Source organism: Aeromonas bivalvium, from assembly GCF_000819765.1.
Taxonomy (GTDB): Bacteria; Pseudomonadota; Gammaproteobacteria; order Enterobacterales; family Aeromonadaceae; genus Aeromonas; species Aeromonas bivalvium.
In genome coordinates this window covers 24,341-39,560 of sequence record NZ_CDBT01000017.1, presented here as the reverse complement: position 1 = coordinate 39,560, position 15,220 = coordinate 24,341, and the positions used below count along the sequence as shown (strand labels likewise).

Sequence of the window (15,220 nt, the reverse complement as noted above, 5' to 3'; positions counted from 1 at the left end):
TGTGGTGACCCCGCTATCTTAGGTACGACAGACCCTTAGACCGGAGGTTTTGCGTCCCGGCCTTTCGACCGGTTTGCCCTTTGGCACAACTTGATTCGCGATAAAAAAAATCGCCTGGGCAATATAGGCCACCCGGGGGGCTCAGGCAAACCCTCCCTGCGAGTCACCCCTTGTCGCAGGGATTCAAACAGCACAAAAAAGCGCCTTTTTACCGGTATTAAGCGCCATTTTTGTGGAGATCCTCTGCCAAGTTGCTTGCCCATTGCCAGAGGACTAATGTGTTAATTCGTGATCATCATCAAGTTTCCCGGTCCCCACCATGCTGTTCATCAACGCCCTGAGCTTGAGGGGCTTGACCGGCTTGCTGATGTAGCCATAGCCATGTTCGCGGATCTGGGCCTGCAATTCGCTCTTGCGATCCGCGCTGATGATGATGCCGCCCAGCTCCTTGCCAAGGGCGAGGCGCAGCATGTGCAGCGCCTGCAATCCGGTCTTGCCGTCGTCCAGGTGATAATCGGACAGCACCAGATCGGGCCTGAAGCTCGCCACCAGGATCTGGGCCTGGGCCAGATCCTGCACGCAGCGCACCTCGCAGCCCCAGCGCCCCAGCAGGGACGCCATGGCCACCAGGATCTCGGGCTCGTTGTCGAGGCAGAGCACCCTCACTCCCGCCAGCTGGCTGTCATGACGAAGCTGGGGCGCGGGCGTCGCCCTGGCCACCAGGGGACGACTGGCCAGGTTGAGGGTGATGGCAAACACTGAGCCGGCGCCGGGCCAGCTGCGCAGGGTCAGAGGATGCCCCAGCACCAGGGAGATGCCCCGGGCGATGGCGAGCCCCAGGCCAAGCCCCTGCTCGCGGGCGGTGCGGGAGTGATCCAGTCGCTGGAACTCCTCGAAGATGGCCTCCTGCTTGTCCTGGGGAATGCCGGGCCCCGTGTCCCACACCTCGATGCGCAGCTGCTGGCCCAGGCGGCGGCAACCGAGCAGGACCCGGCCCCCCGGGTTGTAGCGAAACGCATTGGTGAGAAAGTTTTGCAGCACCCGGCGCAGCAGGCGGGCATCGCTGTGGACCGCCAGGCGGGTGTCCACCACGGCAAACTCGATGCCCCCCGCCCGGGCCAGCACCCCGAACTCCGCCTTGAGGTTGTCAAACACCTCCGCCAGGGCAAAGTCGAGCTTCCTGGCCTTGAACTTGCCCGCCTCGAGCCGGGAGATGTCCAGCAGATCCGTGATGAGATCCTCGGTGGCCCCCAGGGCATCGTCGATGTGATGGGCGAGGCGAGCCGCCTCCCCCTCCCCGGGCAGCGTCTCGATCAGGGAGGAGGTGAACAGCTTGGCGGCATTGAGCGGCTGGGTCAGATCATGGCTCACCGCCGCCAGGAAGCGGCTCTTGGACTGGTTGGCCCGCTCCACCTGCTCGTTGACCGCCCGCAGCTGGCTGTTGAGGGCCGACAGCTCGCGGGTCCGTTCGGCCACCCGCGACTCCAGATGCTCGTTTGCCTCCCTCAGCACCCGCTCGGCGTCGCGAAACGGGGTGATGTCGGCGAAGGTCATCACGAAGCCGCCCCCCGGCATGGGGTTGCCCTGCAGCTCGATCACCCGGCCATCGGGCCGCTCACGGGAGGAGAGATGGGCGCTGCCACGGCGCATGAAGCCGACCCGGCGCGCCACATGGGCCTCGACCTCCCCCGGACCGCACAGCCCCTTGACGGCGTTGTAGCGGATGATCTCCTCGATGGGGCGCCCCACCTGGATCAGCCCCACCGGGTATTGGAACAAGTCGATGTAACGCTGGTTCCAGGCCACCAGCCTCAGCTCCCTGTCCACCACAGAGATGCCGAGGCCGATATGCTCTATGGCCCCCTGCAGCAGACCCCGGTTGAACCGCAGCACGTCCGAGGCCTCGTCCACTATGGTGGCGATCTCCTCGAGCTGCATGTCGCGCCCCTGCAGGGCCGAGGCCAGCACCAGCCTGGCCGACGAGGTGCCGAACACCCCGGCCAACAGTCGCTCGGTGTGGGCGATGAGCCCGGCGCTGGCCTGCATCTGGGGCGCCAGGGTGCCGCCCGACTCGCCGGCGAAGCGGCCGAAGGAGCGCTTGACCCGGCTCGGGCCGACGAAGCGGGCCGCCAGCATCTCCAGCTCCTTGACCGTCACCTTGGCCTGATAGAGGGCCGTGGTATCCCGGCTGGCCTGGCCGACGAAGTTCGCCGCCTGCAATCGCTCGCTCACCGCGGCCCGGGTCAGCAGGGAGCCCGCTACATAACCGGTCAGGTTGAGCAACAGGCTCAGGAAGAGACACCAGGCCCCCAGGCTCAGGTCGCGAAAGGCGGGCCAGTCGGGGGGCGCCAACATGGCCTGCAAGGGGGATCCCGCCAGCAGGCCACTTTCGGCCAGCAGGGTGATGAACCAGAGGCTGATCCCGAGGGCGAGCCCCAGGTAGACACCCTTGCGGTTGCCGTGACGCCAGTAGAGACCGAGCAGCAGAGCCGGGGCAAACTGGGCCACGGCGCCGAACGACAGGTAGCCGATGCGCGACAGGCTGGTGAGATCCCCGAGCCAGAGGTAGAGCCCCCAGGCGGCCAGCAGGATCAGCAAGATGGCGCCGCGGCGCACCTGCAGCAGCAGGTGCGCCAGCCGCTCGTCGCGTCCCCGTTGCCAGAAGCGGCGCAGCAGCACCGGCAGCACCAGATCGTTGCTCACCATGATGGCCAGGGCGATGGTGGAGACGATCACCATGCCGGTGGCGGCCGAGGTGCCGCCAAGAAACGCCAGCATGGCCATGCCCTGGTTGCCCAGCGCCATGGGCAGACTGATGACATAGGTGTCCGAGGCCATGTCGGCCCCGACCCACTGCTGCCCCGCCAGGGCCAGGGGCCAGATGAAGAGCCCCATCAGAAACAGGTAGGCGGGAAACAGCCAGCGCGCCCAGTGCAGATCCTGCCCCTGGTTGTTCTCCACCACGGTCACGTGGAACTGGCGCGGCAGGCAGATCACCGCGCACATGGCGAGCAGGGTATAGATGGCGAGTTCGAGCAGGTTACCCGGGCTCACATCGACCACGGCGCGGAAGAAGTCACGGGTGACCAGATCCCGGCTCTCGTTGGACTGGCTCAGGATCAACCAGAGGGCGAAGCCCCCCACCGCCATGAAGGCGAGCAGCTTGACCACGGACTCGAAGGCGATGGCCACCACCATGCCCCTGTGGTGCTCGGTGGCATCCAGGTTGCGGGTGCCGAACAGTATGCTGAACAGGGCCAGCAGCAGGGTGACGCCGAGGGCCAGCTCCGCGGTATTGCCGGCGGGGCCCGCGGGCACGGCATTGGCCATCAGCAGGTCCAGCCCGGTGACGATGGCCTTGAGCTGCAACACCAGATAGGGCAGCACCCCTATGATGGCCACCAGGCTTACCAGCATGGCCAGACGCTGGGACTTGCCATAGCGGGCGGCGATGAAGTCGGCGATGGAGGTGATGTGCTCGCGCTTGGCCACCAGGATGAGCCTGGCCAGCAGGCGCCAGCCGAACAGGAACACCAGCATGGGTCCCAGATAAATGGGCACCGGGGACCAGGGGGACTCGCTGGCCTGACCGACGGTGCCAAAAAAGGTCCAGGAGGTGCAGTAGACGGCGAGGGACAGGCTGTAGAGCAGGGGCTGTCCCTTGAGGCGACGGCGCTTGTTCTTGTCCGCCCCGTAGGCGATGAGGAACAAGAGCCCAAGATATGCGAGTGACAACCCAATCAGCAGCCATCCCTGGTGCATCTGTAACCCCTTGTCCATGCTGAATATTTAAACGAAGCAGCCGCCAGTCTAGAGAGGTGTGGAAAGAATGTCATCCCCCGATGTCGGCACGAAATTTATCGTTTATCAATAAAACACCCTTGACGGAATATCGAAAAACGATAAACATCAATACGACACCCTTGCCAATCAGCACCGGCAGCCCATCCACATCGTCCACCATGAGGCCTATCATGACACCCAGCAAGCTCGCCCCCATGAGTACACTGATCGAATGGATCCTGTTGTTCGCCCTGGTGGCGACCCCGCTCATCACGGTAGCGGATACCTGGTCTCACCTGTTTGGTGGCGATGATCGACTGCAAGACACCCTGCTCAAGGCCCTGGGACAACAAGGTGCCACTGGCCTGGCCAGCATGGGAGCCCCCTCCCTGAGCGACTATCCCCTCACCCTAGGCAATCGTCTGCTGGCCACCTTGATCCTGCTGCTGCCGGATCTCGTCTTCATGCTGATCCTGTGGCAGCTGCGCCAGCTGTTTCGTGGCTACCGCCACGCCATGCTGTTCACCTTCGACCAGATCCGCCGCTATCGCTGGCTTGGCTTGCTGTTGTGCGCCAGCTTCGTCACCGAGATCATTACCCTGCCCCTGGTAGACATAGCGCTCACCATGCAGGGCCCTTCACTGCACGGCACCATCAGCATAGGCTCGTCGGATTTCAGGTTGCTGCTGGCAGGGCTCATCGTCTCGGCGCTGGCACTGGTGATGTGGGAGGCCAAGCAACTGGCCGATGATCAGCAACTGACGGTGTGAGGAAACCATGCCCATCATCATCCGGCTCGATGCCCTGCTGGCCCAGCACAAGATGACCGCCCGAGAGCTGGCCCTGCGGGTTGGCATCACCGAAGCCAACCTCTCCATCCTCAAGAATGGTCACGCCAAGGCGATCCGCTTCTCCACCCTCGAGGCCATCTGCCGCGAGCTGCACTGCCAGCCGGGCGACCTGCTGGCCTACGGGCAAGCGGACGAGGCGTGATCCGCCCCGACATCGATGAAAAAGGGGAGAGCCTTGGCTCTCCCCTTCTCGTTGCGTCCGTTTCAGCCTCTGCCAGAGAGACCCATATCGACATGTCGCCGCAGGAAAAACACCGGCAAGACCGCCAGCGCCATGAGGTAGAAGATGCCGCCCCCCAGGGGCCCGTAGAGCTGGCCGCTGAGGGTCATCAGGGCCGCCACCATGATGCCGAGGGAGAGGGCGGCGTAGAGCGCCTGGGCGCCGATCAGCTGCTCCGGGGGCAGATCCCGGGTCATGAAACGCACGGCACCCAGATGACTGATGCAGAAGGTGACCCCGTGCAGCAGCTGCGCCAGCAGCAACAGGGTGAGGTCCGTGCTGGCCCCGAGCAGGCTCCAGCGTACCAGACAGCCGAGCGCCCCCACCAGGAACAGGGTCTGGGCCCCGAAGCGGCTGAAATAGCGTTTGTCGGCGGCGAACATGGCGATCTCCGCCACCACCCCCAGGGCCCACAGATAGCCGATGGTGGCGCCGCTGTAGCCCGCCGCCTTCCAGTGAATGGCGCTGAAACCATAGTAGGCGCCATGGCTGCCCTGCAAGAGCGCCGTCACCAGCAGGAAGCGGCGCACGGCGGCACTCTTGAGGGTCTCTCTCAGGGAGGGGCGCGCCCGCTCGCCTACCACGTCCCGGGGGGCAGGATCCAGGGGCAGCCAGCTGAGCAGCACCATGAGCGCCAGCCCCAGCACCATGACGTGCAGCACCCAGTCGCTGCCCAGGTCGGTGATGAGGGCCCCCACCAGGGTGGAGGCGACGATGAAGGCGAAGGAGCCACACAGGCGCACCTTGCCATAGTCGAGCTGGGTCTGGATCACCATGCGGGTGGCGAGCGCCTCCCCCACCGGCATCAGGGTCGGGTAGATGAAGTTCGCAACCAGGGTCAGCACCACCAGCCACCAGAGGCTGTGGCCGAGATAGAAGCCGAGGAAGGCCAGCAGACTGAGCAGGCAGAGCAAGCGGGTGACCGGCAGCAGCTGGCCCGCCCCCTTGATGCGCCCCATCACCATCAGGTTGCCGGCGAAGCGGATCCCCATGCCGGCCCCCAGCAGCATGCCTATCTGCTCGGCGCTCACCCCCATCCCCTCGAGCCAGAGGGACCAGAACGGCAGATAGGCGCCATAGACGAAGTAGAAGGCACCAAAGAACGGGGCTAACCAGGAGAAGGCGGGCATAGGGCCTCAGGGGAGCGAAACGGGACGCAGATGATAACCGATTTTTGACCGGGGATCCTGTGACCAGGACGCCAGCCGAAATGAAAAACATCAATAAAATTGAACTATTGCCAGAGGACCCGTGTCTATTGAACAACACCTCCTCCTGGTTAGTGTTGCAATCCTTCCACCCGCTTCTGGCGGGTTTCTTTTTGGCGGCCCCACGGCTGGCCGCGCCCCACGAAAAAGGGGCCTTGCGGCCCCTGACTCATCGGATATCTGTGCACGGCTCGCGCCACTCAGAACTGGTACTTGACCCGCGCGCTCAGGTTGCGGCCCGGCTCGGTCTGGTTGCTGACGTTGGTGGTAGCGGAGAGACCCGTGATGCTCTCGTAGCTGACGTACTCCTTGTCAAACAGGTTGAAGACACCGACGTTGAGCTGCAGATCCTGCATCGGCTTGAACTGGGCGTAGAGATCCACCACGCCCCAGCCAGCGCTCTTGATGTTGTCGTTGCCCCTGGCATCCTTGCCCACCTTGTTCATGTCATCGGCAAAGCGCAGCGCCGTGTTGATGTTCCAGTTCGGCTGATCCAGACGCAGGCCCAGGCTGCCATTGAGGGGGCTCAGGCTGTTGATGTAGTTGCCGTCACCGTCCTTGCCCTCGATGTAGGCCAGGTTGCCCCAGACGTTGACCAGATCGCTGAGCCAGTAGTCCGCCCTGGCCTCGACCCCCTTGGTGGTCGCCTCGTCCAGGTTCCGGTACTGGTAGACGGCGGTACGGCCCTCGCTGCCGACCTGGCCCAGCTCGATGAAGTCGTCAAACTTGTTGTAGAAGGTGGCCACTTCATAGCTGAACCCGCCGTCGCTGCCGCGTACCCCCAGATCGATGCCGTCGCTGCTCTCCGGGCTGAGATCCGGGTTCGGCTCGATACGATAGCCATAGGCCTGGTGATTCAGGGTGGAGAAGGCGTTGTCATACATGGGCGCCTTGAAGCCATGGCTGTACTGGGCGAACAGATTGGCCGCCTCGTGTGCCTTGAACACCAGCCCCAGCTTGGGGGAGAGCTCCCCTTCGGAGAAGGCCTTGAGCTTGTTTCCCGTGTAGGCGGGATCCTCGTCCGGGGTCATCTTGTAGTAGTCGTAACGCAGCCCTGGGGTCAGCACCCAGCGCTCGCCGAACTTCAGCTCGTCGAACGCCCAGAGGGCGCCGTGTTCGCTGGTGGTGGAGGGGAAGCTCAGCTCGCTGTAGGAGACGAAGTCCCCCGCCGTGGCCGGCCCCTTGACACGGGTCCGCTCGTTGTCGGTGTGCTCATACTCCAGACCCCAGGCCAGACGCTGACTCGCCAGCGCCTTGCTGAACTTCACCTGGGCCCCCAGACTCTCCTGCTCGAAACCGTTGTGATCGAGGGAGTTCTTGGTCACATAGGGGTTGCGCGGATTGACCGGGTACTTGGAGGAGGCGTACTGATCCAGGGTCTGCTTGGTGCGGGCGTAGTAAAGCTTGCTGTCGATGCGATCGACCCAGGGGGCATTCAGGGCGATGCCGTGATCCAGCATCAGAGAGAGGTTGTCCGTCTCCTTGTCGGTGATCGGCTGATTGAAGACGGAGCCTGACTTGGTCAGATCGACCGCATCCGGATCCTCATCTTCGGTGAAGTAGTCGACGGTCAGCTTGAGGAACTGATCCTCGCTCATGTCCCACCGGCTCTTGAACAGCACCGCCTGGCTGGCGATGTCGAACTCGTTCTTGTCGCCGTCATAGTTCTGGGTCACACCGCCGTCGCGCCAGGTGTAGCGCAGCAGGTGCTCGAACTCGCCGCTGCGCAGGGCGCCGGTGAAACCGGCCATGTTCTGGTGGCTGCTGGAGGCATAGCCTGTGGTGGCATCCAGATAGCTGTCGCGCCCCTTGAGAAAATCGCTGGCATCCTTGGTGGTGATGGCGATGACCCCACCCAGGGCATCGGAGCCGTAGGCGGCGGATGCCGGTCCCTTGACCACCTCCACCTGCTTGATCATGTCGGTATCGAAGTAGCTCTGCCCCACACCGCCGTTCTTGTAGGCATCATTCTGGCGCACGCCGTCGCGCACCGTCTTGACCCGGTTCTCCCCCATGCCGCGCACCACGAAGGTCTGGGCATCGCCGGCGCCGCCCACCACTGTCACCCCGGGCTGGTAGCGGAACAGGTCGGCGACGTTGCTGACCAGCTGCTCTTCGATCTGTTCGGCCGTGATCACCGTGATGGGGCCCGAGACATCTTCCAGCTTCTGCTCCATCCGGGAGCCGCTGACCACCATGACATCGTCATTGCCGCGGGAGTGAGTCGGCTGCGCCGCCTGAACCGGGAGGCTAAGGGCGGCCATGACCGCGATCGCAATCTGGGTGGGGGGTGTTATGTGAGCCACTGCATGTCCTTATTGAGAATAGTTATCAACGGCATGCATCTTACCCAGCGCGACGGAAAGATCAATGATAATGGTTATCATTTTTGTTGTGATTTATTTGCATCCCCCTGAGCCCCCCTGTCATCATGACGCCACCTCTGCCATGCTGATGCTGGCTGACCAACCTTGTCGTGAGAGACCATGATCCGATCCCTGACCTTGCTGACGCTGCCCCTGCTGCTCTGGGCCTGCGCAAGCCCCCCATCCCCCACCCCTCCCCTGACCGGCACCCTCTACGACTACCGATTGAGCTCGGCAGACGGCGAGACACTGACCCTGCAGCAAGCACTGGGCAGGGTCAGGGACGCCGACATAGTGCTGGTGGGGGAGTTGCACAGCCATCCGGCCGCCCACCTGCTCGAGGCCCAGCTGCTGGCCGGCTTGCAGCGCCAGAGCCGCGACCATGGCCGGGCCCTGGCGCTCTCCATGGAGCAGTTCGGTCGCGACGCCCAGCCGGTGCTCGATGCCTATCTCGCCGGGCGCATCGGTGAGGCGGCCCTCATCCGCGATGGCAACGCCTGGCCCAACTACCAGAGCGACTATCGCCCCCTGGTGGAATTTGCCAAGGAGCAGGGCCTGGCCGTCATCGCGGCCAACGCCCCCAAGCCCTTGGTGAGCTGCATCGGTCAGGAAGGCCCGGCATGGCTCGACCGGCTCGCCCCCGTCTATCGCGGCCAGCTGGCACGCACCCTCACCCTGGGCGATGACCCCTATCGCCAGAAGTTCATGGCCTCCCTGCACCATGGGGATGCGGACGGCAATGCCCGCCGCTTCGCCGCCCAGACCAGCTGGGATGACACCATGGCCGAATCCATGGTGGACTACCTGGCCAGCCATCCGGGCAGACGCATCATGCACATCGCCGGCAACTTCCACGTGGAGGGAGGGCTTGGCCTCGCCAGCCGCATCGCCAGCCGCAATCCGGCCCTCAAGGTCAGCCTGGTGGTCCCCGTCACCACGGCTGAACCTGTGCCGGGACGGGCCCCCGAGGTGCGGGTCACCATGGCACCCTTGCCCAAACGCTGGCAAAGCGAGGGGGAAATGAAGCAAGATATGGGCACGCTGCATCGGTCCCGGCAACGGGACTGTACCCAGTGGTTGCAATCCCAGGCTGACTGAGCGGCGCGGGCAAGCCGGCACCCGCTCGCGCCATGACAGGGTAACCCCCGTCTATCCCAAGGCCCGCAAGGGCCAACGATGAACAGCACGAGGAGTGCATATGGACGTGTTACTGGTTATCGATGTGCAACAAGGGCTGTTCGAGCAACCGCGTCACCAGGACGCGCAGGTGCTGGCCAATATCAACCGCCTGACCGAGGGGGTGCGCCAGGGCGGCGGGCGCGTCATCTATGTGCAGCATGACGAGCCGGGTGGCGAACTTGAGCCCGGCAGCCCGGCCTGGCAGATCCATGCCGCCCTCTCCCCCAGGCCCGCCGACAGCCGGGTTCGCAAGCGCGCCTGCGACAGCTTCCTCGATACCGAACTCGGTTTCCTGCTGGCGGAGCAGAGCGTGGACAGGCTGATCCTGTGCGGCTGCGCCACCGACTTTTGCGTCGACACCACGGTGCGCAGCGCCGCCTCCCACGGCTTCGAGGTCACTGTGGCCCGGGACGCCCACACCACGGCCGATCGCCCCCACCTGGGTGCGGACGACATCATCACCCATCACAACTGGATGTGGGAAAACCTGGCCCTGCCGGGTGATCGCCGCGTCCTGGTGCAACCCACGGATCAGATCATCTGAATGAGACTTCCCCTCCCCTGCGCCCTGCTGCTTGCCATGGTGCCGGTCCTGACCGGCTGTGGTTTCACGCCACCATCGGATCAGCCGGCGCCGCTGTTCAGCACCCATATCAACGAAGAGGGCAGCAAGCGCTTCCTGTTTGAAGCCGCGCCACTGGAGACGCTGCCCACCCGGCTGCAGGATGAGGATGGCGGCAAATTGCAGCGCCAGAAGAGCCTGCTGGAGCGGCGCACCGCCTTGCAGGATGCCCAGCTCCAGCACACCCTGGAGCAAAGGGGCTACTGCCATCAGGGCTTCATCGTGCTGAGCCAGACCTCCTGGCGCATCAGGGGGGAGTGCAACGAGACCGCCAGCGACGCCGACCGCCAGGCCTTCCCCAACCGGGGCAACTGGCAAGGCTAATGGGCCCATCAATCAAAACGGACAGCCTGGGCTGTCCGTTTTTCATTTCATCTCCCCTCGTCAGACCGGTGCGTCTGTCTCGCGGGTCAACTCGGCACCGTTGTCGATGCGCCTGTGGCCCTCCGCCAGATGGACGAAGTCCACCAGCTCGTCGCCGGAGACCTGGAACGCCTGGCCGAAGCCCTTGACGAACAGCCCCTGCTCGGGCTTGAGGCGAAACAGCACGAAGTCCTTGAGGTTGGAGAGACCCTTGACGATGTCGCCAAAGCGCCCCTCCAGCGCGGCAATCGCCTGGCCCCAGCGTGGGTCGTCCCGCGCCACCACCTCGGCCAGCGCATCGAAGGTGAGACGCTTGCGGGCGAACAGCTCGCGGGCGCCGGTTTCGTCCTCGATCAGCATCAGGGAGACCCTGGGCACCTGCTGCAGATTGCGGGCATGGCGCGCAATCTCGGAGATGAGCACATAGTAGCCATCTTGCTGCAACACGAAGGGGGCGTAGCTGGCGTTGGGCCTGCCCTCGCTGTCCACAGTGGCGAGCTGCAGGGTGCGGCAACCATCGCGAAACTCGCGGATCTCCGGTTGCAGGCGGTTCTGCAGACGCTCCTGACGTTCACTCATGCTTTCACTTCCTCTTGATACTGGTGGCGCAAGGCCATGAAACGTTCCACCTGATCAGGCAGCAACCGACGCTGCTCGTCCCGACCCAGATAGACCTTGAAGATGCAGCGGCCGCTGGCGCCAAAGAACTGGAAGGAGTGTCCCTCCTTGCCCATGAACAGCTTGCTGACCAGGGCAATGCCGACCACCTTGTCGAGCTTGAGATGGCCGTGCATCTCGCCGTCTCGTCCCATCAGGTTGTAGTAGCCGCGGGCCTGCTTGCCCTTGGGGAAGGGGGCCTTCACCTCGAAGATGGATCCGTCGGATTCGACGATGGTGGTCACCTGGCCCCAATTGGCCAGGTCCGCCAGCAGGGCCTCGGCCTGCTCGGCGGGCACCCGGGTCACCAGCTCGGACGGCAGATGGCGCACCACCTCCCACTCGCTGACCGCCAGCTGGGTCGCCAGGCTGGATGGATGGGCGCCGGGATCTTGTTCCAGCAGCGCCTGGATGCGTTGTGCAATGCTCATGGGTTCTCCCTTGGGAGGGGTTTGCCACCCCTCGACTGTCATGGCGGATACTCTAATCAAGCCGCAAAACCAATGCAATTGATAATCAGTTTCATTATCAGTGCATTTTCTCCTTCGGCTTGATATTCTCGGCGCAAACCCAACTTCATTTACCCTCGGAGGTTAGCATGGGCCCTCGTCTTGCCCTCGCACTCACCCTGCTCGGCTGTTCGGTCATGGCCCTGCCAGCAGGCGCACAGGAACGTATCGTCAGCATAGGCCCGGCCACCACTGAACTCATACTGGCGCTCGGCGGCCAATCCAGCCTGATCGCCACCGACATCAGCAGCCCGGAGCCCAAGGGGCTGCCCAGGGTCGGCTATCACCGCGCCCTGGCCGCGGAGGGGATCCTCAGCCTGGCCCCGACCCGGCTGATCGGCAGCGACGAGATGGGGCCGGCCCCTGTGCTGGATCAGCTGCGCCGGGCCGGGGTCGAGGTGAAGGTGCTGGAGACGGCGCCGACCCTGGCCAACCTGAACGCGCGGATCGAGACCCTGGCCCGGCTGCTGGGGGATCCGGCCGCCGGTACCCGTTTGCAGGCCGAGATCCAGGCCCAGAGCGACGCCCTGGCCGCCCAGGCGAGCGGGAACCAGCCCCTCAAGGTCGCCTTCCTGCTGCTGCACAAGGGCCAGCCCACCAGCATCGCCGGGGGCAATACCACCGCCAGCGCCCTGCTCACCCTGGCGGGCGGCGTCAATCCGGTCGCCCAGTTGCGGGACTACAAGCCTGTGTCCGCCGAATCCCTGATCGAGTTGCAACCGGATCTGGTGCTGGTGAGCGGCCGCGACTGGCAGCTGTATCAGGATCCGGCCAGCGTGCTGGCCCAGGTACCGGCACTGGCCGCCACCCCGGCGGGCAGACGGGGCGCCATCCACGCCATCGACGGCCAGGCCCTGCAAGGGGGCCTCAGTCTGCGCTCCTTGCAGCAGGCGGCCCAGATAGCCCAGTGGATCAAGCAGGGGTCATGATGCGCCTGCCACTGCCCTGGCTCATCACCCTCAGCGGCGGCCTGCTGGCACTGCTGCTGGTCGGGTCGCTGGCCACCGGCCCCCTTGCCCTCTCCCTCGGCGAGAGCCTGCGCGCCCTGCTGGCCGGGCAGGAGAGTGGAATTGAAGCGCACAAGATCTTGATCGTGCAGGAGATCCGCCTGCCGCGCACCCTGCTCTGCATCGCGGTGGGGGGCATGCTCGGCCTCTGCGGGGCCGTGATGCAGGGGCTGTTTCGCAACCCCCTGGCCGACCCCGGCATCATTGGCGTCTCCGGCGGCGCGGCGCTGGGCGCCGCCCTGGCCATAGTGCTGCTGGCCCCCCTGGGCCAGCAGCTGCAGAGCCTGCTCGGCATCGGCCTGCTCCCCCTGTTTGCCTTCCTCGGCGGGGCGCTGACCACCACCCTGGTCTATTTGCTGGGCTCCCGGGAGGGGGGCACCTCGGTCACCGTCATGTTGCTGGCGGGGGTCGCCATCACGGCCTTCTCCTTCGCGGTGATCGGCCTGCTCACCTATCTCGCCGACGATCAGATGCTGCGCGACCTCAGCCTCTGGCAACTGGGCACCCTGGCGGCGGGCAAACCCGCCGATGTCGCCCTGTCACTGGCGGCCCTCGCCCTGCTGCTGCTGTTGTTCATGCGCGATGCCGGCCCTCTCAATGCCCTGCTGCTGGGGGAAGGAGAGGCCCGTCACCTGGGGGTCAATGTGCAGGCCCTCAAGCGCCGACTGATACTGCTCACCGCCGTGGGAGTGGGGGTGGCCGTGGCGGTGGCCGGCATGATCGGCTTCGTCGGCCTGGTTGTGCCCCACCTGGTGCGGCTGCTGACCGGCCCCAACCATGTCAGGCTGCTGCCGCTCAGTGCCCTGGTGGGCGCCGCCCTGCTGCTGGGGGCCGACATGCTGGCCCGCACCCTGCTGGCGCCGGCCGAGCTGCCGGTGGGCATCATCACGGCACTGCTCGGTGCCCCCTTCTTCATCTGGCTGCTGATCAAGAGCCGCCGCACGCTGTAACCGGAGATCCCATCTTGTCAGCACTTCCTCCTCTGCTGCATTGCCGCCAGCTCAGCCTCACCCGAGGTGGCCGCCTCATCCTGGACGGGCTCGAGCTCACCCTGCACGGGGGCAGCCTCACCGCCCTGCTCGGCCCCAATGGCGCAGGCAAGAGCTCCCTGCTCAAATGCCTGACCGGCGAGCTGGACCATGAAGGAGAGACCCGCCTGTTTGGCCGAAAGCGCCAGGAGTGGGACGGCACCGAACTGGCCCACAGGGTCGGGGTGCTGCCCCAGAGCTCCTCCCTGAGTTTCCCCTTCCTGTGCGAAGAGGTGGTGGCCATGGGACGCCTGCCCCACAGCGAACCCGGCAGCCGGCGCGACGAGATAGTGAGAGCCGCCATGGCCCATGCCGGGGTGGAGCACCTGGCCAGCCGCCTCTATCCGGGCCTCTCCGGCGGCGAGCGCCAACGGGTGCAGTTTGCCCGGGTGCTGGCCCAGATCTGGCAGACCCCCGATGCCGATGCGCCTCCCAGGCTGCTGCTGCTCGATGAGCCCACCTCGGCCCTGGATCTCAAGTACCAGCACCAGCTGCTCACCCTGGCCCGCGCCCTCACCTCCCGCAACACCGCCGTGCTGGTGGTGCTGCACGATCTGAATCTGGCGGCCCGCTACGCCGATCGGCTGCTGATGCTGGAGCGGGGCAGACTGATGGCCGATGGCCCCCCGGCAAGGGTGCTCACCCCCGAGCTGGTGACCCGCCTCTATGACTACCCGGCCCAGGTGATCCCTCATCCCGAGACCGGACTGCCCATGGTGGTGTGAATCCAGCCAGGATCCCGGATAGCAAAAGAGCGCCATCAGGCGCTCTGTTTGTTTGGGAAGTGAAGGGGAGCTCAGGCTATCTGGTAGCGGCCCGGCTTGTGATTGAGTGTCAACACCAGGTTACAGATGATGGCCGCCACCACGGAGAGCGCCAGGATCCAGGGCTGCACCACGAAATAGGAGGCGACGACTATGGTGCAATCCAGCCCCATTTGCAGCTTGCCGGCGCGGATGCCGAACCGATCCTGGATAAACAGCGCCAGGATGTTGAAGCCCCCCAGGCTGGACTTGTGGCGAAACATGATGAGCAGCCCCATGCCGATCAGGGTGCCGCCGATCAGGGCCGCGTAGACCGGCTCTATCTTGCCGATTTGCAGCACGGCGTTGAGGTGATCCGTCATGAAGGAGACCGCTGCCACCGAGACGAAGGTATTGAAGGTGAAGCGCGGTCCCATCCTGAGCCAGGCCAGGGCGTAGAACGGCAGGTTCATGGCAAAGAACAGCAGACCAAAGCTCAGGCCCGTCACCTGCTGCAGCAGCAGTGCCAGCCCGGCGGTGCCGCCGGTGAGCAAGCCGACCTGATGAAACAGAAAGATACCGAGGGAGACGAAACCCGCCGCGGTCAGCAGGGCGAGCACATCTTCATAGAGGGGGTGCGCAGAGCGAGCGGGCTGGGCCGCGTGGGGGGTGTTGTCCATAACC

General features: G+C 64.8%; 15 protein-coding genes and 1 riboswitch. Of the genes, 8 read left to right on the top strand and 7 right to left on the bottom strand.

The window, feature by feature from the left end:
* Positions 1-88, bottom strand: a riboswitch (cyclic di-GMP riboswitch).
* A gap of 185 nt (positions 89-273) precedes the next feature.
* Together BN1119_RS06590 and BN1119_RS21015 are read right to left on the bottom strand one after the other, a co-directional pair.
* Positions 274-3,762, bottom strand: a complete 3,489-nt coding sequence (locus tag BN1119_RS06590; protein ID WP_041995519.1) for a hybrid sensor histidine kinase/response regulator — start codon at positions 3,760-3,762, stop codon at positions 274-276.
* 70 nt (positions 3,763-3,832) lie between these two features.
* Positions 3,833-3,964, bottom strand: coding sequence for a hypothetical protein (locus BN1119_RS21015; protein ID WP_280136475.1), 132 nt, complete (start codon positions 3,962-3,964; stop codon positions 3,833-3,835).
* A gap of 10 nt (positions 3,965-3,974) precedes the next feature.
* On the opposite strand from BN1119_RS21015, the gene BN1119_RS06585 reads away from it, so the two are divergent.
* Positions 3,975-4,553, top strand: a complete 579-nt coding sequence (locus BN1119_RS06585) for a DUF2975 domain-containing protein (protein WP_041995517.1) — start codon at positions 3,975-3,977, stop codon at positions 4,551-4,553.
* A 7-nt stretch (positions 4,554-4,560) separates the two neighbouring features.
* Positions 4,561-4,776 carry a helix-turn-helix domain-containing protein gene (locus BN1119_RS06580; RefSeq protein ID WP_041995515.1) on the top strand — a complete coding sequence of 72 codons (216 nt, stop codon included), beginning with the start codon at positions 4,561-4,563 and terminating at the stop codon, positions 4,774-4,776.
* Positions 4,777-4,838: 62 nt separating this feature from the next.
* Here the strand turns inward: BN1119_RS06580 and BN1119_RS06575 are convergent, their stop codons facing one another.
* Entirely contained in the window at positions 4,839-5,984 is a 1,146-nt protein-coding gene (locus tag BN1119_RS06575; RefSeq protein WP_041995513.1) for a 3-phenylpropionate MFS transporter, read from the bottom strand.
* 278 nt (positions 5,985-6,262) lie between these two features.
* On the bottom strand, positions 6,263-8,326 hold the full coding sequence (locus BN1119_RS06570) for a TonB-dependent hemoglobin/transferrin/lactoferrin family receptor (protein ID WP_157438637.1): 2,064 nt from the start codon (positions 8,324-8,326) through the stop codon (positions 6,263-6,265).
* 222 nt (positions 8,327-8,548) lie between these two features.
* On the opposite strand from BN1119_RS06570, the gene BN1119_RS06565 reads away from it, so the two are divergent.
* The 3 genes from BN1119_RS06565 to BN1119_RS06555 all read left to right on the top strand — a co-directional run bounded on the left by BN1119_RS06565 (position 8,549) and on the right by BN1119_RS06555 (position 10,553).
* Positions 8,549-9,526: a ChaN family lipoprotein gene (locus BN1119_RS06565; protein WP_041995509.1), complete on the top strand. Its 978-nt coding sequence runs from the start codon at positions 8,549-8,551 to the stop codon at positions 9,524-9,526.
* Positions 9,527-9,626: 100 nt separating this feature from the next.
* Complete coding sequence (locus tag BN1119_RS06560) at positions 9,627-10,151, top strand: cysteine hydrolase family protein (RefSeq protein WP_041995507.1); 525 nt, start codon at positions 9,627-9,629, stop codon at positions 10,149-10,151.
* Positions 10,152-10,553, top strand: a complete 402-nt coding sequence (locus BN1119_RS06555; RefSeq protein WP_041995505.1) for a hypothetical protein — start codon at positions 10,152-10,154, stop codon at positions 10,551-10,553.
* Positions 10,554-10,613: 60 nt separating this feature from the next.
* Here the strand turns inward: BN1119_RS06555 and hutZ are convergent, their stop codons facing one another.
* Together hutZ and hutX are read right to left on the bottom strand one after the other, a co-directional pair.
* The gene (gene hutZ, locus BN1119_RS06550; protein WP_041995503.1) at positions 10,614-11,171 is read right to left on the bottom strand and encodes a heme utilization protein HutZ; all 558 of its coding nucleotides are present in this window, start codon (positions 11,169-11,171) and stop codon (positions 10,614-10,616) included.
* Entirely contained in the window at positions 11,168-11,680 is a 513-nt protein-coding gene (gene hutX, locus BN1119_RS06545) for a heme utilization cystosolic carrier protein HutX (RefSeq protein ID WP_041995501.1), read from the bottom strand. Before hutX ends, hutZ begins: the two co-directional genes overlap by 4 nt.
* A gap of 167 nt (positions 11,681-11,847) precedes the next feature.
* Here hutX and BN1119_RS06540 point away from each other — a divergent pair, with 167 nt between their 5' ends.
* Genes BN1119_RS06540 through BN1119_RS06530 form a run of 3 tightly spaced genes read left to right on the top strand, consistent with a single transcriptional unit; the run spans position 11,848 to position 14,518 of the window.
* Positions 11,848-12,687, top strand: a complete 840-nt coding sequence (locus BN1119_RS06540; RefSeq protein WP_041995499.1) for a heme/hemin ABC transporter substrate-binding protein — start codon at positions 11,848-11,850, stop codon at positions 12,685-12,687.
* On the top strand, positions 12,684-13,715 hold the full coding sequence (locus BN1119_RS06535; protein WP_041995497.1) for a FecCD family ABC transporter permease: 1,032 nt from the start codon (positions 12,684-12,686) through the stop codon (positions 13,713-13,715). Before BN1119_RS06540 ends, BN1119_RS06535 begins: the two co-directional genes overlap by 4 nt.
* Before the next feature lie 14 nt (positions 13,716-13,729).
* Positions 13,730-14,518, top strand: a complete 789-nt coding sequence (locus tag BN1119_RS06530; RefSeq protein ID WP_041995495.1) for a heme ABC transporter ATP-binding protein — start codon at positions 13,730-13,732, stop codon at positions 14,516-14,518.
* Between the two features lie 71 nt (positions 14,519-14,589).
* Here the strand turns inward: BN1119_RS06530 and BN1119_RS06525 are convergent, their stop codons facing one another.
* On the bottom strand, positions 14,590-15,216 hold the full coding sequence (locus tag BN1119_RS06525) for a YitT family protein (RefSeq protein ID WP_041995493.1): 627 nt from the start codon (positions 15,214-15,216) through the stop codon (positions 14,590-14,592).
* Positions 15,217-15,220 lie beyond the last annotated feature (4 nt).

Bases quoted from the DNA above. Each gene is read 5' to 3' on its own strand.
- BN1119_RS06535 (WP_041995497.1), top strand. From the start codon at position 12,684: ATGATGCGCCTGCCACTGCCCTGGCTCATCACCCTCAGCGGCGGCCTG.
- hutZ (WP_041995503.1), bottom strand. From the start codon at position 11,171: ATGAGTGAACGTCAGGAGCGTCTGCAGAACCGCCTGCAACCGGAGATC.
- BN1119_RS06565 (WP_041995509.1), top strand. From the start codon at position 8,549: ATGATCCGATCCCTGACCTTGCTGACGCTGCCCCTGCTGCTCTGGGCC.
- BN1119_RS06575 (WP_041995513.1), bottom strand. From the start codon at position 5,984: ATGCCCGCCTTCTCCTGGTTAGCCCCGTTCTTTGGTGCCTTCTACTTC.
- BN1119_RS06555 (WP_041995505.1), top strand. From the start codon at position 10,152: ATGAGACTTCCCCTCCCCTGCGCCCTGCTGCTTGCCATGGTGCCGGTC.
- BN1119_RS06570 (WP_157438637.1), bottom strand. From the start codon at position 8,326: ATGGCCGCCCTTAGCCTCCCGGTTCAGGCGGCGCAGCCGACTCACTCC.
- BN1119_RS06585 (WP_041995517.1), top strand. From the start codon at position 3,975: ATGACACCCAGCAAGCTCGCCCCCATGAGTACACTGATCGAATGGATC.
- BN1119_RS06525 (WP_041995493.1), bottom strand. From the start codon at position 15,216: ATGGACAACACCCCCCACGCGGCCCAGCCCGCTCGCTCTGCGCACCCC.
- BN1119_RS06590 (WP_041995519.1), bottom strand. From the start codon at position 3,762: ATGCACCAGGGATGGCTGCTGATTGGGTTGTCACTCGCATATCTTGGG.
- BN1119_RS21015 (WP_280136475.1), bottom strand. From the start codon at position 3,964: ATGGTGGACGATGTGGATGGGCTGCCGGTGCTGATTGGCAAGGGTGTC.
- hutX (WP_041995501.1), bottom strand. From the start codon at position 11,680: ATGAGCATTGCACAACGCATCCAGGCGCTGCTGGAACAAGATCCCGGC.
- BN1119_RS06560 (WP_041995507.1), top strand. From the start codon at position 9,627: ATGGACGTGTTACTGGTTATCGATGTGCAACAAGGGCTGTTCGAGCAA.
- BN1119_RS06580 (WP_041995515.1), top strand. From the start codon at position 4,561: ATGCCCATCATCATCCGGCTCGATGCCCTGCTGGCCCAGCACAAGATG.
- BN1119_RS06540 (WP_041995499.1), top strand. From the start codon at position 11,848: ATGGGCCCTCGTCTTGCCCTCGCACTCACCCTGCTCGGCTGTTCGGTC.